The sequence below is a fragment of the Georhizobium sp. MAB10 genome, from assembly GCF_045012825.1.
Taxonomy (GTDB): Bacteria; Pseudomonadota; Alphaproteobacteria; order Rhizobiales; family Rhizobiaceae; genus Georhizobium; species Georhizobium profundi.
The window spans coordinates 3552006-3571748 of the sequence record NZ_CP118314.1; the positions used below are offsets into that span (position 1 = coordinate 3552006).

Below are 19743 nucleotides of genomic sequence, written 5' to 3' on the forward strand. Positions count from 1 at the left end.
GTTCCCCATTCATGCGCTGCGCTCGGCGTGCATGAAGCTCCGCGTCGCCTCGTAGAGGCCACGATATGTCTTGAACCCGTCGTCATAGAGCGGCGCCAATGTGCGGTTCGCATCGATATGCCCGGCGGGTGGGTTCCATGTGTCGATGTCGCCCTCGCTGGCCGCGCCGGTGCCGATCGCTGCAAGGAAGGCGCTGCCGTAGCTCGCTCCGAAGCTTTCGCGGCGCAGCGTCTGCGCGCTGCCGGAAATGTCGGAGACAGCCTGCAGCCATACGGCGTTGCGCACACCGCCGCCGACAGCGGTGATCGCGGAAGGTGCGTTGCCGGTTTCGCCATAGGTTTCCAGCACGTGCCGGACGCCATAGGCGATCCCCTCGAGCACCGCGCGGTAGATGTCGCCGCGCTCATGCGTGAGATCGAGGCCGAAGATCATGCCCTTGGCGTGGGGATCGTGGATTGGCGTGCGTTCGCCCGAGAAATAGGGAAGCACGAAGAGCCCGTTGGCGCCTGCCGGCGTCGCGGCCGCCTCCTCGGCAAGCATTCGCATCGCGTCTTCAGCCGGCAGTTCCCGCGCAAAGCGATCGCGGAACCAGTGCGTCAGCGTTCCGCTCGTTGCCAGGCCGGACATGATGGCGTGGCGGCCCTCGAAAAGCCATGGTGCATACCACAGGCGTGCGTCCTGCGACGGCTTGTCGGTGACCATGATGATGAAAATGGTGGAACCATACATCAGCATCATCTCACCGGGGCGCGAGACACCGACGCTCAAAGCCTCGGCAGCTGCATCGATCGTGCCCGCGATGACGGGCGTGCCCTCGGCCAGACCGGTTTCCTCGGCAGCCCATTTGGTGACGTGGCCGGCGATATCGGACGACCAGAGAAGCCGCGGCAGGCGCTCGCGCTCGACGATGCCGTCCATGAGATCGTCGGCCCAGTCGTTGGTCTCCACGTCATAAAGCGGCGAGAAGCTTGCCGCCGAATAATGATCCAGCACACGTTCGCCGGTCAGCCGCTCGACGAGGAAGGTGGAGGAATTCACGAAGCCGGCGGCCTTTTCGTAGATCTCCGGCCGGTTGCGCTTCAGCCACAGGATCTTCGGCCCCACCGACTGCGACGTCAGACCGTTGCCGGTGCGCCGCAGCAGCGTCTCTTCGCCGATCTTTGCGGTGAGATCTTCGATTTCGGCATGGGCACGCGTGTCGACGCCGTAGAGCACCGCGTTCATCAGCGGCGCGCCCTTCTCGTCCACCGGAAGCATGCAAGGTCCGATGCCGCTTGCCCCGACGCCTGCGATTGCTGATGCGGGAAGCCCGGACGCCGCGATCACCTCGCGCGCGATATCGCGAAATTCCTGCCACCAATTCACCTCGGCATCGTGCTCGGCCCAGCCGGCGCGCGGCACGATCATACGGTGCGCGCGACGCGCCGACGCCAGGATCGCGCCCTCGTCCGATACGACGACGCCTTTGGTCTCGAAGGTCCCGATATCGATTCCGAGGAAGGCGCGGCTCATGTATAGCTGTCCCTGTCCAGATCGAAGCCGGTTCCCATGCGGGTGATGGCGCCCGTGACGAGCGCGGTCAGGCCCTCGAGATCGCGCATGTCGCAAACTTCGAGCGAGGTGTGCGTGTAGCGGCTGGGGAAGCAGAGATCGACGCAGGCGACGCCCTCGCCGACCAGCTGGACGTAGGAGGAATCGGTCAGCGCGCCGACATGGGCGGTGTGCTGCAGCGGGATGCCGTCTTCGCTGGCGGTGCGCTGCACCGCGTCGACAACCGCCGGATGCGGGATCGTGCCGTTGAGCGTGCCGCGTCCATGGAACGAGTAATGCGAAATCGCAGGGCCGGCGCCCATATGCACTTCGCCGCGATGGGCCATGTCCGGCGTATCCGACGTCAGAGCGAGATCCAGCTGGATCGCGATGTCGGGCCGCAGCGCCTGCGCTGCCACCATGGCGCCGCGCAGGTTGAATTCCTCAAGGACGGCGAAGACGAAATGAATAGTCGGGCGCGACGCTTCCTTCTTCAATCGGCGTGCGGCTTCAACGATGACGGCGCAGCCGGCCCGGTCGTCGACCGACGTTCCGGCAACGCGGTGCTCGCCGAGATCGAAGACGTTGGGCTCGTAAACAACCGCCGTGCCGATCTCGATGCCGAGCTTGCGCACGGCGTCGGCGCTTTCCGCGCCGATATCGATGAAGAGCTCGGCGTAGGGCGTGACCTTGTATTTCTCTTCCGGCGGGGTGGCGTGGTGGCTCTTGTTGGCGATGATCCCCTTCACGTCGCGGCCCTCACCGACGCAGAGAAGAACGCTCTGTGCCGGCAGCGCCTTTTCGGGGATGCCGCCAAGCCGCTCGACACGGATCAGGCCGCTCGCCTCGATCTTGCGCACCACAAAGCCCAGCTGATCGGTGTGAGCAAACAGCATCACGCTCGGCGCACCCTCGTCGCCATCGAGCGTCGCGATCAGGTTGCCGAGCGTATCGGTGCGGCAGTCGAAGCCTTCCTTTTCCATGAGGGCGCGCAGATGACGTCGCACCCGGTCCTCATGGCCGGAAAGGCCTGGGATGAGCATCAGGTCGTGGAGGTCTTTGCGCAGTTGCTGGGTCATGTCTGCCGTCTTGAGATGAGCATCCTGAAATCACCCAGCCGGCCTTCCGCTATGACGCGGATCGACATGATGGCGATGAGCAGGCCGCCGAAGAAAAGGTCACGGGTGAAGGCCGTGAAGGCGAGGAAGTTGAGGCCGGACGAAATGAGCTGCAGCGTGATCACCGCAAGCACGACGCCCATGGTGGACCCGACGCCGCCGAATGGGCTGACGCCGGCGAGAATGTTGATGAGGATGACCAGGAGCAGGTAGGACGCTCCGTAATCGGCGGTTGCCGAATTGGCGCGCGCCAGGATCACCAGACCGGCGATCGAAGCGATGACGCCGGCGGTCGCGTAGATCTTGATGACGAGCTTGCGCTCCTGAATGCCGACGAAGCGTGCCGCAAGCGGATTGGCGCCATAAAGCCTGGCGCGCATGCCGGTGGCGGAGAAGCGCAGGAAGAGGCCCATGCCGATTGCAACGATGGTGAAGACAATCAGGGGCACCGGCAAAAACCCGCCGATCGACCAGGTTCCCCAGGCGCTATACCAGGCAGGCAGGCCGGTGATCGATGGCCCGCCGGTGATGACGATCGCGATGCCGCCGAAGAGTTGCAGCGTACCGAGCGTCGCCAGGATCGGAGGCAATCGCAGATAGGCGATGAGGCAGCCGTTCAAGACCCCGCAAGCGAGGCCGGTGAGGAGTGCGGCGGGGATCGCCAGCAACGCGTATTCGGGCCCTGCCCTCAACAGGAGTGCGGCGACGATCGATGCCAGATTGGCGATCGCGACCACCGACAGATCGATGCCGCCGGTGATCATCGCCGGGAGCAGCCCGAGCGCCAGCAGGCCGAACTCCGGGAATTGCGAGCCCATCGAATTAAGATTGGCGCGCGATAGGAAGTTGGGGGCGTAGAAGGTCAGCGTCACGAAGATCGCCAGCGCGAGAACGCCCAGGCCGATCGTGTATTGGGTCGTCGTGTCGCGCCTGGCATTCATGCCATCAGTCTCCTCGAGCAGCCTTGGCAAGCCGCATGAACTCGGCAGCCCGTGCGGCATCGACGGCTTTCCACGTGTCGCCGTCGACCTTCAAAGATGACCCGACGATGCAGCCATCCGCAACCTTGAAGACATCGGCAATGGTGGAATGTTTGACCCCGGTGTTGGCAAGAACCGGTGTATCGGGAAGAACCTTCTTCACCGCGACGAGGTCGGCCATCTCGGCTGCTTCCCCGGTGATGGCGCCGGATACGAGGATCGCATCAGGGATCGACGAGAAGACTGCGGAACGGGCCCGATCGGCGAGGTCGCGCCGGTCGAGCGAATAGGCAAATTCCGCCGAAACATTGGCGAGCATCACGAGATCGGACCGGTTCAGCCGATCGCGATAGCGCATGGCCTTGCCGGCATTGGGCGTCCAGGGCCCCATGTCGGACGCATAGGTGCCCGTCAGAATTTCGCGCATGAAGGATGCGCCGGTCGCGGTCGCAAGCGCGACGGACGCCATCGGGTCCCACAGGACGTTGACGCCGAACGGCTTCTGGATCTCCTTCCGCAACTGGCCGATCACGAAGGCCATCGTGGCGGTGGAGGCCGTGTCGACCTCGAGTTCATAGGGGCGATCGTTTTCGTTACCGAACATCACCGCATCGACATCGGCATCCTGCAGTGCTTTGAGATCGCGGCGTGCGGCTTCGACGATCGCCTCGACACCGCCTTCGGCATCGTAAAGCGGCGTGCCCGGCATGGGGGCGAGATGTACCATGGCGATGACGGGTTTGGTGCCGCCGAACAGGGCGCTGAACTTTTTCATGCTTTTGTTTTTCCTTCTTTGCCCAGTCCAGGGCTGCACAATTCCACTCGGGTCGTTGCACCTGCATAGGCTTGAGTGACGGCGCCTGAGTGGCGGTCAGTGATAAACAGGTCGATGGCGCTCCAGGCGCACACCTCTGCCGGCTCGCGCCGGTCGAGTTTGGTATGGTCGGCGATCAGGACCGTGCGTTTCGCATTGGCGATGGCCGCACGCTTCACGCGCGCCTCTTCGATGGTGACGTTGGACACACCGTTGCCGTCCACCGCGTCGGCGGAAAGAAAGAAGATGTCGGCCTTTGGCTGAGCAGCGATCGCGGCTGCGGTCTCCTCGCCGACGATGCCGAAATAGCCGTTGCGCACCATGCCGCCAGCAATGATGACTTCGGTCTCACCGGTGGCGGCCGCTTCTGCAGCCTTGATATCGGTAGCAATCATCCTGATGGCTCTGCCCGCCAGAAGCCGCGCCAGCGCCAGAGCCGTCGTACCGGAATCGAGCATGACCCGCATGCCGTCTTCGACCTGGCGCGCGGCCGCTTGTGCGATGCAAATCTTGGCCGCTTGCTGCCGGCGCAGCTTTTCCATGAAAAGCGGTTCCTGCCCCGCCGCCCTGTCCGACGCGGTGACGCCGCCATGGGTGCGCACCGCGATTCCGGCTCGCGCAAGAAAGTCGAGATCCCGACGCACCGTCGGCCCCGACACCGCAAATGTCTCGATGAGTTCGTCCACACTGATGTGGCCGCGCAGCGCAATGAGATCCGCCATCTTGCGATGACGTTCCTGCGGAAATCGAACCTCCCGTCTGCGCTCTTCCTCCATGTCATGATCATTAGTGATTGTTTTGGCCGCGGTCAATCGGCCGCTCTGTGGATCGTTCGGCCGATCTCGAAAGCGAAACATTCGTTGACTTGACAGAAGGGCAGGAGTTGAGGAATCAGTGGTCAGACCACAGTAAGGCCACTGGGAGGGGCTTGCGGGCGATGTCGACCATGCTGGCCGAAAACAGCGACGTTTCGGGTGCCGAAAAGGTGTTCGGCTTCTTCCGCGATGCGTTGCTCGACGGCTCGCTGAAGCCCGGCGAGCGTCTGCTCGGCGAGCGTGAACTCGCCCTGTCGCTCGGCATTTCGCGGCCGCTACTGCGCGAAGCGTTGCGCTCGCTCGCCATGCTCGGCTTTCTCGATATTCGTCATGGCAAAGGTGCCTATGTCCGCCAGGCCGACATCACTGTGCTTTCGGACTTCTTCACCTTCAGCCTCGCCCAGCAGCCCGACATTCTCGACGATGTCATGCAGGCCCGCGTCGCGATCGAATGCCAGGCCATCCGGCTCGCCTGCTCGCGCGCGACCGAAACCGATCTCAAAGGCATCGGCTCCAAATTGAGCCGGCTGATGGACACGCTGCACGACCCGGTCGAGGGTGCTGCTGCCGACTTCGCGTTCCACCACGCGATCGTCGAGGCGAGCCACAGCGAGGCGTTGACCACGCTGTACGGCGCAATCGGCGAATTGCTGCGTCGCAGCCACGTGCAGCGGCGTGAGGTTACGATCTCGGAACCGGGCATCGTCGACTACCTGGTCGAGGCGCATCGGGAGGTATTTCTGTCCATCGTCGACAGGGATGCGGATGCGGCCGACCGCAAGCTCAGGGACCATTTCTCGATCGGCGACGAATTCCGGCGCCGCAGCCTCATCTCGGCCTTCACCAGAAGGCCGCAGACCTAAGCCACTACTCAACTGGCATGAACGAATGGGAGGATTTTCACCATGCTACACAAGTCCATCATCAACCTTCTAACCGGCGCAGCCTTTGCGCTGACCTTGACCGGCGCCGCTTCTGCTGCCGAACTGCGCTATGCGCATGTGGGCGCCGAAGGCGACATCCAGACGATCTTCGCGGCCCAGGCGGCCGAGGGCATCGATGCTGCCACCAACGGTGAAGTGACCGTCTCGGTTTATCCGGCGAGCCAGCTCGGTGGCGTGGCCGAAATGGTCGACGGCGTGCGCATGGGCTCCATCTCCATGGGGCACCACGATTTTGCGTCGCTCGCTCGCCTCGTTCCCGAAGTGGCCGTGTTCAACGCGCCCTTCATCTACCGCGACGGCGCCCATGCGCTTGCCGCAACCGACCCGGAAACCTCACCTGCGCTGCAGGCCATCAATGAGCAGCTCGTTGCCCAAGGCGTGCGCATCATCGGCCGCATCTATCGCGGCGACCGGCACATTTCGTCCAACTTCGAAGTGAAGACGCCCGAAGACCTGTCCGGCAAGCCGTTCCGCGCCGTCCCGCTCGAGCTCTGGGTGTCGATGGTCAAAGGCTTCGGCGCCATTCCGACGCCGGTAGAAGTCGCCGAACTGCCGACCGCTCTGATGACGGGCGTCGTCGTCGGCCAGGAAAACCCGCTGACCATGATCGCGTCGAACAACCTCAACGAGGTGCAGTCGCATGTCTCGATGACCGGCCACATGCGCGCCGTTCTGGCCGTCTTCGTCAACGAGGAAGTCTGGCAGGGCCTCACGGAAGAGCAGCGCACCGCCATCACCACGGTGCTCGATGAGGAAGCCGAAAAGTCATTGCAGATGGCGACCGAAGGCGAAGCCGAGCTCGTTGAGGAACTGAAGGGTCGCGGCATGACCATTCTCACGGAAGCCGATGGCCTCGACCTCGACGCGTTCCGTGAGGGCGTCAGCGCCCAGATCGCGCAGGACTTCCCGAACTTCACGCCGCTCATCGAGCAGATCCAGGCTGTCGAATAATCGGCTGATATCTGAAGGTCCCCGAAAATGCCTGGCGGCTACCCGTCGCCAGGCATCCGATGGAGCACGACCCATGCGTCTTCCCGAACGTATCCTCACCACCTTCGTGGTGATCATCATGGCCGGCCTCGTCCTGGTGCCCACGGCACAGGTGATCATGCGCGGCGTCTTCGTCCTGCCGTTCATCGGTGCGGAGGAATTCACACGCTTCCTGCTGATCTGCCTGATCTTCTGCGCCTATCCACTGGTCGTGGAGCATGGCGAGAACATCGTCATGGGCGAGTTCAAGGCAGCACTTCCGGATCGCGCGCGGCGGATGCTCAACCTCTTCATCTCGCTCTGCGCCATCGGCGCGACCGGGTTCATGGGCTACGTGACGGCGACGAACATCTCGCGCAACCTCACCAACGCGACGCCGACGCTCGGCATCCCGTTCTGGATATTCCTTGGGGCAGCGCTCTTCGGCTTCGCCGGAGCCGCCATCGTCCACCTTTTGCACCTGCGCAAGCCGCCGCAGGCTGACACCAACATCGCGGTCTGATCATCATGGGTTTCATCGTCGTCATCGCCTTCCTGGCGCTCTTCATGATGGGCTTCCCGGTGGTCTATGCCATCCTGCTGCCATCGATCGCCTACGTTCTGATCGAGGGTCTGCCGCTTGGTCTCCTGGCACAGCGCGTCACCTATGCGCTGGATTCATTCCCGCTGGTGGCCGTGCCGCTCTTCATTTTCGTCGGCAATTTGATGAATTTGTCGGGCATCACCGACCGCATCTTCCGCTTCGCCTATACGCTCGTCGGCCGCATCCCGGGCGGGCTCGCGCAGGTCAACGTCTTCGGCAGCCTTGTGTTTTCGGGCATGTCGGGCGCTGCACTTGCCGACATCGGCGGGCTTGGCCGCATCGAGATCGATGCCATGAAGAAGCGCGGCTTCGATCCCGCATTCGCCGGAGCGGTCACCGGCGCCTCGGCAACACTCGGCCCGATCTTCCCGCCCTCGATCCCGCTCATCGTCTACGGCTCAGTGACGAGCGTTTCGATCGTGCAACTGCTCGTCGCGGGCATCATGCCGGCAATCCTCTGCACCTTCCTCCTGATGCTGACCGTGTTCATCGTCGCGACGCGCCACAAACACCCGCGTGCGGAGCGCTGGCCAACCGCCGGCGAGGCGATCATGAGCTTCCTGCCGGCACTGCCCGCAATCGCTGCGCCGGCGCTGATGATCGCCGGCATGACCTACGGCGCCTTCACGCCCACCGAAGCGGCTGCGATGACGGCCGTCTACGTCATCCTGATCAGCGCGCTTCTCTATCGCGAACTGACGCTCCAGCACCTCTGGACGTCGGCCATCCTGACGGCGCGCAGTTCCTCGGCGATCCTGATCATCGTGGCTGCTGCAGCGCTCTTCGGCTGGATTCTCGCCGTCGAGCAGATCCTGCAGACCTTTGCGGCAGCGCTGCTGACGCTCTCGAGCGACCCGATCATGCTGCTGATCATCGCGAACCTGATCTTCTTCATCGCCGGCATGTTCCTCGATTCAACGACGGCGACGCTGCTTCTCGTTCCCATCATCGCGCCGCCGCTCGTCATGGCCGGCGTCGACCCCGTGCAGCTTGGCATCGTCACGATCTTCAACCTGATGCTCGGGCTTCTCACACCGCCGATGGGCCTGTCGCTCTTCCTCGTCGCCGACATCGCGAAGGTGTCGATTCGACAGCTGCTCAAGGCTCTTCTGCCCTTCTACATTCCGCTGCTGACCACGCTTGCAATCCTGACCTTTGCCAAGGATTTCACGCTGTGGCTGCCCCGCATGATCGCTCAGTAACTTCCGGAGATCTTCCCCACAATGCGCATCGTCATCGGTTCCGACCACGCCGGCTTCCCGCTCAAGGCAACCATCATCGAACACATCAAGTCGCTCGGGCATGAAGTTCACGACGCCGGCTCCTACGATCCGGAGCCGGTCGATTTTCCCGATATTGCCAAGACCGTCACCTCCTCCATCATCGACGGAACGGCCGACCGGGGCCTGATGGTCTGCGGCACCGGGGTCGGCGCCTCGATTGCGGCGAACAAGGTGAAGGGCATCCGCGCAGCCGTCTGCCACGACATCCATTCGGCGCACCAGTCTGTGGAACACGACGACGTCAACGTCATGTGCATCGGTGCCCAGATCGTCGGCGCCTGGCTCGCCAAGGATCTCGTAACGTCGTATCTCGAAGCCGAATTCTCGACTGACGAAGACTTTCGCCGCCGGGTGCGAAAGCTGGCCGAAATGGACGGCGAACGCTAATCAGACAAGCGCTGGAGAGGCCCGTCGCGTGCGGGCCTTTCCTGCACTGAGCGGAATTGAGCTCGTCTTCGGCAGCAGCTAGGATCGATGTCGTTCTTGGCGCTCGGGTGACGATGACCAACGCAATTCCGCCCTCGGCACCGATCTCCCCCAAACCGAAGCGCGTCATGGTGCTGGGTGCCACCGGCACGATCGGCCGGGCCACCGTGCCGGCACTGGTCGCTGCCGGCCACGACGTCGTCTGCTTCCTTCGCCGCCCTGCCCGCAACATCGACCTGCCTCAGCCGAAAAAGGTGCTGGCGGAATTGCGTGGCGCGAGCCTGCGCTACGGCGACATCACCGATGCCCTCTCCATCGAGCGGGATGGATTTGCCGGAGAGCGGTTCGACGCCGTCGTCTCCTGCCTGGCTTCGCGAACCGGGGTTCTCAGGGACGCATGGGCGATCGACCACAAGGCCAATGCCGACGCACTCGCCGCCGCGCAGATATCCGGCGTCTCGCATTTCGTGCTTCTATCGGCCATCTGTGTGCAGAAGCCGCTGCTCGCGTTCCAGCAGGCGAAGCTCGCCTTCGAAACACTGCTCATGCAATCCGGCATGACCTATTCGATCGTCCGGCCGACAGCGTTCTTCAAGTCGCTCTCCGGCCAAATCGATCGGCTGAAGAAGGGCAAGCCGTTCCTCCTCTTCGGCGATGGCACGCTGACCGCCTGCAAACCGATCAGCGACGGTGATCTCGGTGCCTACCTTGCGCAGTGCCTCGACGACGAAAGCCTGCATAACCGCGTGCTGCCGATCGGCGGGCCGGGCGAAGCCATCACGCCAAGGCAACAGGGCGAGCATCTCTTCATGCTGCTCGGCAAGGAACCGAAGTTCAGCCACGTGCCGGTGGCGCTGCTCGATGCGATCATCAAAACTTTGAGCGTGTCCGGGCGCATCGTGCCATCGCTCGCCGACAAGGCGGAGCTTGCCCGCATCGGTCGCTACTACGCGACGGAATCGATGCTTTTGCTCGATCCCGAAACCGGGCGCTACGATGCGGCCAAGACCCCATCGACCGGGTCCGAAACATTGTTCGATTTCTACGGGCGCATCCTCGCCGGCGAGGTCGCGGTCGAGCGCGGCGATCACGCGGTGTTCTGATCACCGCCTTGCGCGGGTGAGCAAGGTCCATGACCTGAGATCGAGAACCACTTTCAAGGTGGCAGCCAGCACGAGGGCGCACAGCAGCACTTTGGAGCCCGTGCCCATGGTGCCTTCGATCAACAAAGCGTGGACGACACTGCCAACCACGGTGACCACGGCAAGTCCCGTGTGCCCCAACCGCCAGATCCTGGGCGAGAGGCGCAGGCGCAGGCGCAAAGCGGCCAGAATGGCGGCCGAGAAGACTGCCCACATGGCGATGACGCCCCAGACGGAGAACGGCGTCGGCGAGCGAAAGAGAAGCGCATCGACCACATCCGGCGGGCTGGTGATCCAAAGCCCGACCAGATGAACGAGAACCGTTGCCACGAGCAACACGCCGACGAAGGAATGGACCCGCCTGCCCTTGCGGATCGACAGTCCTGGAAGATAGCCGCCTGCAAGCAAGGGCTGGGCAAACACCAGAGCCAGCGCGACAATCCCGGCAAAGCAGGCTGCGATATAGATTGGATCGCGCCATTGAAGCAGCGGGCTCGCTGCCGCAACGGCGATCGGAACGGTCACGGCAAGCGCACTGCCTAGCCAGATCAAAACGGCACGCACTGAACCCACACCGATCAAGCCGGCTGAAGAACGAAATCCGCGCTGAGGCTCGTATCGCTGGCGCTTGCCATCACGGGTCGCAGGAACACCGTCTCGAACGCCTCGTCGTCATAAGCCAGATGGCCGTGGGGCTGGCCGAACACCGGCACGATCTGCGGCATTTCCAGCCGGAACGTCCCGTCGGCGGCAGTCAGCGTGGCGCCATGGCTATGCGGATCGTTCTCGCGGCCCTCTGTCGTGTGGGCCCAGATCTGGATGCGGATGCCTTCCAGAGGCGCACCATCGCCGGCCCGGCGCACGGTGCCCGTCATCCAGAAGCCGCCGTCGCCAATGCGCTCGACGATCGGAGCGCCGGGCAAGTAATTGTTGGCGCCGCCGCGCATCGTCTGCGTCGGCGCAAGACCCTGCGCGCGTGCCGGGACCGTCAAACCGGGCAGACCGGGCATGGCCATTGCACCAGCGGCAGCGCCGGCAAGAACGAGAGTACGACGGGTGATGGGATACAGCGTCATCGAAGGTCTTCCTTCTCGGATCGTTGGGCTCCGTGAGCCAGGAAGCGCTTGGGCGTTGTCGGCAAAAGTAGTTTTTCACGCCGCCCGGAGCAATCACGGCGAAGGCAAGCGCAGCCACGATTTCGTGATGGCCGGCATTACTGCAGATGTGAGGTGCGGGGCTTTGTCAGCGGTTCTGCGCGGATCCTGACAATCGTTCCGCAACCGTGATCGTTTGAAAGCCCGGCCGCGCGGCGTCGCACGACACGCACGCCCTATTTCCTCGCTTATTGGCTCGGACTGCCGTAAGAGCGGCAATGCAAAAAGATCAATTCGACACCCCCATCATCGTCAAGGTGGATGCGGCGGGCACTTTGCTCACGCTCAAGTCCGCTCGCGATACCTCCGAATTTCTGCTCAACCAATGGCCAGGTAAGCGCACCGAGAAGCATCGCGCCGCCATCCAGGCCTGCTCCGATGTGGTGAATGCCGGCAAACCTCCGATGGGCGCGCGTCGAGCATTTGTCGCCGCGGCCCGCGAAGCAGGCGTTTTCGTCGATCCTAAGACGATGCCCGCTTCGAGCTGAAGTTGTCGCGGTCTATACCTCAGCGCTTCATCGTTCTCAGTTTTTGACAAGCTGTGTTCGTTCAAGAGCAGTGCAGCGGTATCCGCTTCACCTGGAACCGCTCTAGTCCTCGGATTGCTCGTCTGATCCGGTTGCGGTTCCATCCCCATCCCGCGTCTTGGCGGCTGCCTTTGCAGCGAGCTTTTCCGCCTTCTTGTTCGCCTTCGCGCGATCGCGTTCCTGGCGTTCGTGATTGTAGTTCGGCGCTCTGGGCATCTCGTCGTCTCCTTATAACGTCCTGCGCACGGTCATTCCGTAGGCAATGGAATGCGCGCGGGCATGTGAACTGCAGTGAGCATCGGGAAGCCCGCTGCAGCGCGGTGTCTGCTCGTTCTGGAGCAAAGCCTCATCGCCATTCCTCACCGCACACGACGACAACCCGCGGCATCAGCAGCGGGCTTGGCGTCGGCGAGGAAATGTTGGCGATCTAGCCCTTCGACTTCTTGGCGGTCGCACCAGCGCCGGAAGCGGTCTTCATCTGGCTGCCGAACGTGCTTTCTGTTTTCGGAGCAGCCGATTTGTCTTTCTTCGGCTTCCTGATTTCCTTGTTGCTCTTCATCTGTCCCTTAGCCATGTCCGAAGGTCCTTTCACTGAGCGTTGATGGGGTCTGCTGGTCGGCCGCCGCTTCGATGTCGTCCTGCGTCACAACACGCTCATGGCGCTCTTCGTCGTTGCGAATGCGGTACTGCAGGGAATCTCCGCGGGGCGGAAGCGTGGCGGTGACGTGATAGGTGGTGGCGGGCGTCTGCGAGCGAGCGAGGCCGCTCTTGATCTGAACGACTTGTCCGATCTCGAAGCGATGCGCCGCGACCTGTCTTCGCACCTGGCGGGCCTGTGGCCGCCCGATCGATGAAGTCGTCATGGTTGCTGATCCTTGTGTTGCATTGCTTCGAGGGCGGCCGGATCGACCGGGACCAATTGTTGTGTGGCCCCATTTGCCCCGATAGCAGGGAGATGAATGAATGCGCCGACACGGCGCCATGCAAGCCTGGAGCCCGCTTCGAGCAGTTCCTCGTCATAGTCGACACGGTACTGGCCGGCTGGCTGGACGGCATCGAAACCGGGCAGCCTGAAAGGCGCCTCGAAGCGGAAGACGGTCTGGCTGGTGCGCGTCGTCATGAAATCGTTTCTCCGCGATGGCACGCATTGGCTGCCAAGTTTTCGCGCCGTACCTGTCATTCGCCAATAAGAATGCACCGGCGTTTCACAAGGCTTCCGTAGCAACGGCGCACATGGCGACGTCGGACGGAGGGGCGCGCTTCAAGCTGTCGAAAATTCGGAGGAAATCGGCAGCCCAATGAGGTCGGCACTGCGGAAGCCAAAGTGGCCAAATCTGCGAAGCTTCACCATGCGCCTCTATTGCGTTTCAATCAAGGCGCATGGTCGATCTGTAAGGGCTATAACACGCGTTTACAGGCAATTTCCGAGGCTGAGGGACGCGGAGAAAGCGTCGCCGGTCAGCGAGACGCATGCAGGAAGAACCGGACCATTTCACGCGACGCATCAGGCCCCTTCGGATCGGCATAGGAACCCCTTGCATCGCCACCCGACCAGGCATGCCCGGCGCCATCGATCATCCAGCATTCCGCAACGGTCCGCCCTGCCCCGTCCTCCACCACCTTGCGCTCGAAGCTTCGACCGTCGCTGGAGCGACCGTGGGAAGCCTGAGCGTCTTGGCTTTCCATTCGAGATGTCGCCATGGCCATGATGCGCTCCGCATTGGACGCATGGACCGTGTGATCTGCCCGCCCTTGAAAGACGATGGTGCGAACGAACTGCGTGGTCGGGGCGGAGTTCCTGGCGACCGTCGGCGCCCGGCCGGCATCACCGCGCATCGCGGCGAAGGCTGAAACGATATCGTTTGCCGAACCATGGGCAAGGCCGGAATGAACGCCTATAGCCGCAAAAACATCGGGATAGGTCTCACCCATGATGGCGGCCATTGCGCCTCCGGCGGAAAGACCGGCGATGAAGGTGCGATCGCGATCCACCCCGAATTCCTCGGCGATCTCCTGCGTCAGGCCTGCGAGGATGGCAGGTTCGCCACGATCACGCATTTGGTCGCCCGGGCGGAACCAGTTCCAGCAGGACGAGGCGTTATGGCTGGATGTCTGGCCGGGATAGACCACGATCAGGCCTTCCTCTTCCGCCAAAGCATTCATACCAGTGCCGACAGCGAAATCATCGGGATCTTGCTTGCAGCCATGCAGCATCACGATCAGCCCGTTCGGCGCACCGGACAGCGAAGCGGGACGGTAGAGTTTGTAGGTCCGCGTGCCAGCCCGGCATGCAAACGACCGCGTTTCGAAAGCCGCACCAGCCGGAATATCCACCGAGACCTTCGCCTGACGTCCGAGCGGCGCGAATGCGCTGGAGAGGTCGGGAGCACCGAAGCCTGCTTTCCCGTCGCGCAACACGCGCAGCGTATCGGCAAGAGGCATTCTCATCCGCGGCGGCCTTGCGGCGGTCGGTGCTGCCGAGAGAGTATCTGCGGCGGCCGGTTGCGCAGGCTTGGGCGTCGATACCGCTTCAGGTTCGATGATTTCGGCGTTCGGATCGGCCTTGAATGGTGTGCGTGCGTTTTGAGTGGCGGCGGGGACGATGTCGGCTTTGGTCTCGTCACTGGTCGGACCGCTCGAGCGACCAGCAAGCGCCGCCTGGATGATGCGGGTCGCTTCAGTCAGATTGGCCGCCCGCGTGTGCTCTGTTGCCTGGCGCATGGCCGCGGCGAAATTCTCGTTCATGGTGCTGGCCTTTTTTCCACGGTGGCGACGCGCGCCTACCGGATACGGTCCGCCAAGGCGGCCTTGAGCTTGGCACTGGCTTGAAGAGCACCCAGCACCGTTATCGATCCGATCGTCGCCAAGGCGAGATCCGGGGTGACGTCATCGGCAATGCGAACCAGGCCGATGACCTTGATATGGAGCCGTTCCCCTTCGGCCTTCGCCGCTTCGAGCGCGGCCTTGTCGAAGACGCGCAGCCCGAGTTCCAGCGTGTGCCGCTCGATCGTCTGCGCCACGGTGCTGTGATGCACCTCGATCTGATTGCGGATCGCGGTGCGGATGAAATCGGCACGGTTGGAATAGAACCCTTCTCGCACGAGCAGATCGATCCGCCCCAGGTCGACATAGCCCAGATTGACGGTGATCTTCTCCATCTCGCCGGACTTTTCATTGGCAGTGCTGGCGCGCTTGGGCATGGCTCACATCCTTCTGGATGGTATATGGATGGTCTAAAGATGGTTTTCAAGGGTGGAAGCGTTGCGCTGCGTCTGATTTTGATCGCGCCGTATGCACACAGCTTGCGGTGATATCCGGACATAAAAAAACACCCCGAGGCCGACTGTTGGCCCCGGGGTGTTTCGAAAACTTGATGGAAAGTCCGTCTAGCGCTGGCGCGCCTTGCGGTTGGCATAGCGCCGGTCGCGTTCTGCCTTCCGTGCAGCCTCGTCTTCGAAAACGCGCGCGATGCGATCCTTCTCGGCCTTCTCGCGGGCTTCGGCCTCTGCATTGGCCAGTGCCTCGGCTTCTGCCTGACGGGCGGCCGCTTCGGCTTCGATGCGGTCTTTTTCTTCGCGCTTCAGGCGCTCGCGCTCAGCCTTGCGCTCTTCACGCGCGGCGGCGATTGCAAGCCGCTCGGCCTGCTTTTCCTGCAGGTTCGGCTCGGCGGCCGCCTTTATCGCACGGTGTGCTTCGAGAAGGGCCGCCTTTGCCTTGTTGGCAGCCTCGCGGCGGTCTGCGAGATCATTGCTTCTGCTGTTCTTCAAAATCTTTGTTCCGTCGAATGTGTCGTTGTCGGCCGGTCAGGCCTTTTCGCCGCTCTTCTTGGAGGTGTCACTCGTCTCTGCGGCGAGATCCTGCATCTCTTTTTCCAAGCGGGCCTTCTTCAGTCGTGCCGTTTTCTGCTCGCGCGCCTCAGCGACGGTATCGAGCTCTTCTACGACGCGGGTCTTACCAAGCGAATGCGAACGCGCCTTGTCAAAGGCGATCTCGGCCTGTTGGCGAGACTTGGAGAAGATCTGTGTCATGATCGTCGAATTCCCGTGTGGCGGTCAATCAGCGGCACAAAAAAAGGCCAGGCAAATTGCCTGACCTGGTCGGTATCATGCTTTCAACAATGCCAGTACATCCGTGGTCAAAGGAAAGCGGACCCCGAATTAAGCAGCCTGCAGGTTGCAAGCCGACATCTTGCCCGACTTCTTGTCGCGCTCCAACTCGTAAGCCAGCTTCTGGCCTTCGACGATTTCGCGCATGCCGGCGCGCTCGACAGCCGAAATGTGGACGAACGCGTCGGCGCCGCCATCGTCAGGCTGAATGAAGCCGAAGCCCTTGGTGGAATTGAACCATTTTACTGTGCCAGTGGTCATGATGAACCCTTTCATAGCGCATTGAGATACCGCAACGCAGATGCGCTGCGGAGGAGAACGATTTTTGAAAGGGAGATCCGTTGAGAACGCGGTGCCAATCGCGCGATAACCAAAGCTCGGCAAGCAAATATCGATGTCCGGAAGATAGACGGTAGATCGTCGCTTGTCAACTTTTGGTTTTCAAGACACCAGATCTGTGAATTCTGGTTGTACCATCGAAAGAATACCTACCAATGCGTTGTGCCGGGCGCGCCTTTGATCCGACCATCCAGATTGGACGTGACCCAGCCACCATAGAAGCTGCCGGGCTGCGGCACGACGCGTTCCGATCCGACCCAGGCTTCATCCATCAGACCGGCATAGAAAGCGGCAAAGCCGGCGATGGCTTTGAAGCGGTCCGTCGGACGATCATAGGCCCAGGCGGCCTTCAGGGCGATCTTGTCGCCGGCGATGACGTCGAAATACCGGGCAGCCCCCTTCCACTCGCAGAAGCTTTGACCGGCAGCCGGTCGCAGCGTCGCCGTCACGTCGTCGGGCGGAATGTAATAGGTGGGGGCGTGGTGCGTTTCCAGCACGCGCATTGCCCGGTTCGTATCCGCAACGACTGCGCCGCCGAGGCGGATCAGGATCCGCTGGCGCACAGGCTGGAGGGCCGGAGGACGAGGATAGGATTGAACGTTTTCGCGCGGGAGATCGGTCATTCCGCCTATATTGGGCGGCGCGGCTTGCCATCAATGCCAGCGAAAACTCTCTCGGCTAGGCAATCGCGATGATCTCGAGTTCATCCTTGCCCAGTTGCACCACGTCGCCGACGCCTTTGCCGAACAATGCCATCGCAACCGGCGACCCATGAGAGATTGTGCCTTTAGCAGGATCGGCCTCATCCTCGCCCACGATGCGGTAGGTTTGCGTGCGACCATCGTCGCGCTCGAAGGTTACGGTGTGACCGAAGGCCACCACATCAGCGTTCGCCGGTGGTGGTGTCAGCTGCGCGGTTCTCAGGCGTTCGGAGAAATACCGTAGATCGCGCGCAGGCACCGCCGTCTGCCTTCGGCGCTCATTGATGTCGTCGAGCGCGTTGGCCGCATCGAGAGCCTGTTGCGCTTCCGCATAGGCGTTCTGGAGCATCTTCAGACCTTCTTCGGTCACAAGATTGATGCGGTCCGAGATCGGCCGGGCGGGCAGCACGGTTTCCGATGCAGCCTCGGCACTTTCTTCCTTGACGAATGCGACGCTCATGACGGCACCTGAACCGGTTCGATCGAATAGAGCTCATAACAGAGTTGATCGGCATAACCGACAGGATCCTTCGAAGTTCACTGCCCTTTCTGCATCTGGATGACATTTTTTTGGCAATCCGGATCAAAAATGGCTGACACAGACGTGATGGCGGATCGCGGTATCGGCCCAAACCAGCCCGTTCAAAGGCTCGTAACGGTGGCCAGAGACGACCATGACGGTCGCTCTTAAACACAGACGAGGACCTCGCTATGCTGAAGACCCTTCTCATTGCCGGTGCAACCGCAATCACGATGACGACGTCGACCTTGGCCGCTGACATCGTCGACACTGCCGCCGAAGCAGGCACGTTCACGACGCTGATCGCCGCAGTCGAAGCAGCCGGCCTCGTCGATACCCTGAAAGGCGAAGGTCCGTTCACCGTGTTTGCCCCGACGGACGAAGCCTTCGCCGCCCTGCCCGAAGGCACGGTCGAGAACCTGCTGCTCGAGGAAAACCGCGACCAGCTGGTGTCGATCCTGACCTATCACGTGGTCCCGGGCGCGGTTGCCTCGTCAGACCTGACGGAAGGCATGACCGCTGCAACCGTCGAAGGCAGCGACGTTACCTTCACGCTGGAAGGCGGCGCGAAAGTCAACGAAGCCAACATCACGCAAGCGGACATCGCAGCCGACAATGGCGTCATTCACGTGATCGACGCCGTGATCATGCCCGGCATGTAATCGCTCAGAGCCCGCGCACATCAAGCGGCCGGACCCGATCTGCATCGGGTCCGGCCGTTGTCTTTCTGGCATTACCTAGCCCTGGTAAGGGCCGGCGATCGATTTGAGGATCGAGGCGCCCATCGTGTATTTCGGGTCCACCATATTACCTAGGCGCATCCGGCCGCACTGGGTCAGCAGCATGTATGCATCAAGTTCCTCGAAGCCGAAATCAGCTGCGAGCCAACGGGTGAGTTCACGGTAAGCCTGACGCGCGGCGTCCTCGAGCGGGCGCGACGACCCGATAGTCATGTAGAATTGCTCATTCTCGAGGCGCGGGGTCTTGATCGTCCAGCCCTTGATCAAATCCACCTGGATCGTCGTCACCGTCGGGTGCTCGACCGCGACGCCGCACAATTCGCCGTCGCCCTGGGCTGCGTGACAGTCACCGAGATAGAGATAGGCGCCCTTGGTGTTGACCGGCAGATAGACGACCGCACCGGGTGCGACGTCCGGCAAGTCCATGTTGCCCCCGTAATAGTCCGGCACGAGTGAAGAGATCGCCTCGATCTCGGGCGATGTGCCGATGGTTCCGATGAACGGCTCGTAAGGCAGCGTGATGCGGTCGTTCCACTTCACGCCCTTTTCCGCATCGATGTGGAGCTTCTTCACGCGCTCCGGCAGAGGCGGGTTGAGCATGGCCGTGTCGCCCGTCGCGACCAGGCCACCGAATTCGGGCAGCAGCACGGTCGTGCCGGAGGGCTGCTCGCCCCGCGGTTTGATCTCCTTGATGTAGACGGCGAGCGTATCGCCCTTTTCCGCGCCCTCGACGTAGATCGGTCCGTTCTGGGGGTTGAGATAGGGGAAGTTCAGAATTTCGGACGGCTTGTCGGTCTCGTGCTTGATCTTGCCTTCGAACGCGTCGTGCGTTTCGGCGGAGATGACGGCGCCCGGCTGGACGTGCAGCTTCGGCTCGACGAACGCGCCGTAGACATAGTGGTAGATGCCCTGCTCCGCCTCGGTGATGGTGTGGTGCTCGCCGGGCTTACCCTTCGCGACGGCCTTCCGTGCCATGATGGACTCGTCAAACCAGCTCATTGGCGTCCTCCTTCAGACTGCTCTTCTCGTTC

The 19743-nt window shown here is 62.3% G+C and carries 27 protein-coding genes; 8 read left to right on the forward strand and 19 right to left on the reverse strand.

Annotation, left to right across the window (positions count from 1 at the left end; genetic code table 11):
• Positions 1-9 precede the first annotated feature (9 nt).
• The 5 genes from PU133_RS16970 to PU133_RS16990 are packed head-to-tail and all read right to left on the reverse strand — an operon-like array spanning position 10 to position 5254.
• A complete protein-coding gene (locus tag PU133_RS16970; protein ID WP_404862640.1) occupies positions 10-1512 on the reverse strand; it encodes an FGGY-family carbohydrate kinase in 1503 nt (500 codons plus the stop codon).
• Positions 1509-2609 (reverse strand): M42 family metallopeptidase, encoded by a 1101-nt coding sequence (locus tag PU133_RS16975; RefSeq protein WP_404862641.1) that lies wholly within the window; start codon positions 2607-2609, stop codon positions 1509-1511. The genes PU133_RS16970 and PU133_RS16975 overlap by 4 nt, the downstream gene beginning before the upstream one ends.
• On the reverse strand, positions 2606-3589 hold the full coding sequence (locus PU133_RS16980) for an ABC transporter permease (protein WP_404862642.1): 984 nt from the start codon (positions 3587-3589) through the stop codon (positions 2606-2608). Before PU133_RS16980 ends, PU133_RS16975 begins: the two co-directional genes overlap by 4 nt.
• A 4-nt stretch (positions 3590-3593) precedes the next feature.
• Positions 3594-4403: a BtpA/SgcQ family protein gene (locus PU133_RS16985; protein WP_404862643.1), complete on the reverse strand. Its 810-nt coding sequence runs from the start codon at positions 4401-4403 to the stop codon at positions 3594-3596.
• The gene (locus tag PU133_RS16990; protein WP_404862644.1) at positions 4400-5254 is read right to left on the reverse strand and encodes a DeoR/GlpR family DNA-binding transcription regulator; all 855 of its coding nucleotides are present in this window, start codon (positions 5252-5254) and stop codon (positions 4400-4402) included. Before PU133_RS16990 ends, PU133_RS16985 begins: the two co-directional genes overlap by 4 nt.
• 125 nt (positions 5255-5379) lie before the next feature.
• Here PU133_RS16990 and PU133_RS16995 point away from each other — a divergent pair, with 125 nt between their 5' ends.
• The 6 genes from PU133_RS16995 to PU133_RS17020 all read left to right on the forward strand — a co-directional run bounded on the left by PU133_RS16995 (position 5380) and on the right by PU133_RS17020 (position 10586).
• Positions 5380-6120: a FadR/GntR family transcriptional regulator gene (locus PU133_RS16995; protein WP_126011454.1), complete on the forward strand. Its 741-nt coding sequence runs from the start codon at positions 5380-5382 to the stop codon at positions 6118-6120.
• A gap of 42 nt (positions 6121-6162) precedes the next feature.
• Positions 6163-7152, forward strand: a complete 990-nt coding sequence (locus PU133_RS17000) for a TRAP transporter substrate-binding protein (RefSeq protein ID WP_404862645.1) — start codon at positions 6163-6165, stop codon at positions 7150-7152.
• A gap of 73 nt (positions 7153-7225) precedes the next feature.
• Positions 7226-7693 carry a TRAP transporter small permease gene (locus PU133_RS17005; protein WP_126011458.1) on the forward strand — a complete coding sequence of 156 codons (468 nt, stop codon included), beginning with the start codon at positions 7226-7228 and terminating at the stop codon, positions 7691-7693.
• Between the two features lie 5 nt (positions 7694-7698).
• Positions 7699-8976 carry a TRAP transporter large permease gene (locus tag PU133_RS17010; protein ID WP_404862646.1) on the forward strand — a complete coding sequence of 426 codons (1278 nt, stop codon included), beginning with the start codon at positions 7699-7701 and terminating at the stop codon, positions 8974-8976.
• Between the two features lie 21 nt (positions 8977-8997).
• Complete coding sequence (gene rpiB, locus PU133_RS17015) at positions 8998-9444, forward strand: ribose 5-phosphate isomerase B (RefSeq protein WP_404862647.1); 447 nt, start codon at positions 8998-9000, stop codon at positions 9442-9444.
• Positions 9445-9614: 170 nt separating this feature from the next.
• Positions 9615-10586 carry an NAD(P)H-binding protein gene (locus PU133_RS17020; RefSeq protein WP_404864575.1) on the forward strand — a complete coding sequence of 324 codons (972 nt, stop codon included), beginning with the start codon at positions 9615-9617 and terminating at the stop codon, positions 10584-10586.
• Here PU133_RS17020 and PU133_RS17025 read toward each other — a convergent pair whose 3' ends face one another.
• On the reverse strand, positions 10587-11198 hold the full coding sequence (locus PU133_RS17025; protein ID WP_404862648.1) for a ferric reductase-like transmembrane domain-containing protein: 612 nt from the start codon (positions 11196-11198) through the stop codon (positions 10587-10589). It abuts the gene before it with no gap.
• A gap of 5 nt (positions 11199-11203) precedes the next feature.
• Positions 11204-11701 carry a twin-arginine translocation pathway signal gene (locus tag PU133_RS17030; RefSeq protein WP_404862649.1) on the reverse strand — a complete coding sequence of 166 codons (498 nt, stop codon included), beginning with the start codon at positions 11699-11701 and terminating at the stop codon, positions 11204-11206.
• Positions 11702-11997: 296 nt separating this feature from the next.
• On the opposite strand from PU133_RS17030, the gene PU133_RS17035 reads away from it, so the two are divergent.
• On the forward strand, positions 11998-12267 hold the full coding sequence (locus PU133_RS17035; protein WP_404862650.1) for a DUF982 domain-containing protein: 270 nt from the start codon (positions 11998-12000) through the stop codon (positions 12265-12267).
• A gap of 102 nt (positions 12268-12369) precedes the next feature.
• Here PU133_RS17035 and PU133_RS17040 read toward each other — a convergent pair whose 3' ends face one another.
• The 11 genes from PU133_RS17040 to greA all read right to left on the reverse strand — a co-directional run bounded on the left by PU133_RS17040 (position 12370) and on the right by greA (position 17912).
• The gene (locus tag PU133_RS17040; RefSeq protein WP_164527950.1) at positions 12370-12522 is read right to left on the reverse strand and encodes a hypothetical protein; all 153 of its coding nucleotides are present in this window, start codon (positions 12520-12522) and stop codon (positions 12370-12372) included.
• Positions 12523-12733: 211 nt separating this feature from the next.
• Positions 12734-12880, reverse strand: a complete 147-nt coding sequence (locus PU133_RS17045) for a hypothetical protein (protein WP_404862651.1) — start codon at positions 12878-12880, stop codon at positions 12734-12736.
• On the reverse strand, positions 12873-13169 hold the full coding sequence (locus tag PU133_RS17050; protein ID WP_404862652.1) for a hypothetical protein: 297 nt from the start codon (positions 13167-13169) through the stop codon (positions 12873-12875). Before PU133_RS17050 ends, PU133_RS17045 begins: the two co-directional genes overlap by 8 nt.
• Positions 13166-13426: a hypothetical protein gene (locus PU133_RS17055; protein WP_404862653.1), complete on the reverse strand. Its 261-nt coding sequence runs from the start codon at positions 13424-13426 to the stop codon at positions 13166-13168. The genes PU133_RS17050 and PU133_RS17055 overlap by 4 nt, the downstream gene beginning before the upstream one ends.
• A gap of 338 nt (positions 13427-13764) precedes the next feature.
• A complete protein-coding gene (locus PU133_RS17060; RefSeq protein WP_404862654.1) occupies positions 13765-15051 on the reverse strand; it encodes an alpha/beta hydrolase family esterase in 1287 nt (428 codons plus the stop codon).
• Between the two features lie 35 nt (positions 15052-15086).
• The gene (locus PU133_RS17065) at positions 15087-15506 is read right to left on the reverse strand and encodes a CopG family transcriptional regulator (protein ID WP_404862655.1); all 420 of its coding nucleotides are present in this window, start codon (positions 15504-15506) and stop codon (positions 15087-15089) included.
• Between the two features lie 186 nt (positions 15507-15692).
• On the reverse strand, positions 15693-16073 hold the full coding sequence (locus PU133_RS17070) for a DUF6481 family protein (protein ID WP_404862656.1): 381 nt from the start codon (positions 16071-16073) through the stop codon (positions 15693-15695).
• Between the two features lie 36 nt (positions 16074-16109).
• A complete protein-coding gene (locus tag PU133_RS17075) occupies positions 16110-16334 on the reverse strand; it encodes a hypothetical protein (protein WP_404862657.1) in 225 nt (74 codons plus the stop codon).
• A 129-nt stretch (positions 16335-16463) separates the two neighbouring features.
• Positions 16464-16673, reverse strand: coding sequence for a cold-shock protein (locus tag PU133_RS17080; protein WP_126011484.1), 210 nt, complete (start codon positions 16671-16673; stop codon positions 16464-16466).
• 227 nt (positions 16674-16900) lie between these two features.
• Positions 16901-17374: a DUF427 domain-containing protein gene (locus tag PU133_RS17085; protein WP_404862658.1), complete on the reverse strand. Its 474-nt coding sequence runs from the start codon at positions 17372-17374 to the stop codon at positions 16901-16903.
• A 55-nt stretch (positions 17375-17429) separates the two neighbouring features.
• Positions 17430-17912: a transcription elongation factor GreA gene (gene greA / locus PU133_RS17090; protein ID WP_404862659.1), complete on the reverse strand. Its 483-nt coding sequence runs from the start codon at positions 17910-17912 to the stop codon at positions 17430-17432.
• A 251-nt stretch (positions 17913-18163) separates the two neighbouring features.
• Between greA and PU133_RS17095 the strand changes: the two genes are divergently transcribed.
• Positions 18164-18634 carry a fasciclin domain-containing protein gene (locus PU133_RS17095; RefSeq protein WP_404862660.1) on the forward strand — a complete coding sequence of 157 codons (471 nt, stop codon included), beginning with the start codon at positions 18164-18166 and terminating at the stop codon, positions 18632-18634.
• A gap of 75 nt (positions 18635-18709) precedes the next feature.
• Here the strand turns inward: PU133_RS17095 and PU133_RS17100 are convergent, their stop codons facing one another.
• On the reverse strand, positions 18710-19711 hold the full coding sequence (locus PU133_RS17100; protein ID WP_404862661.1) for an acetamidase/formamidase family protein: 1002 nt from the start codon (positions 19709-19711) through the stop codon (positions 18710-18712).
• Positions 19712-19743 lie beyond the last annotated feature (32 nt).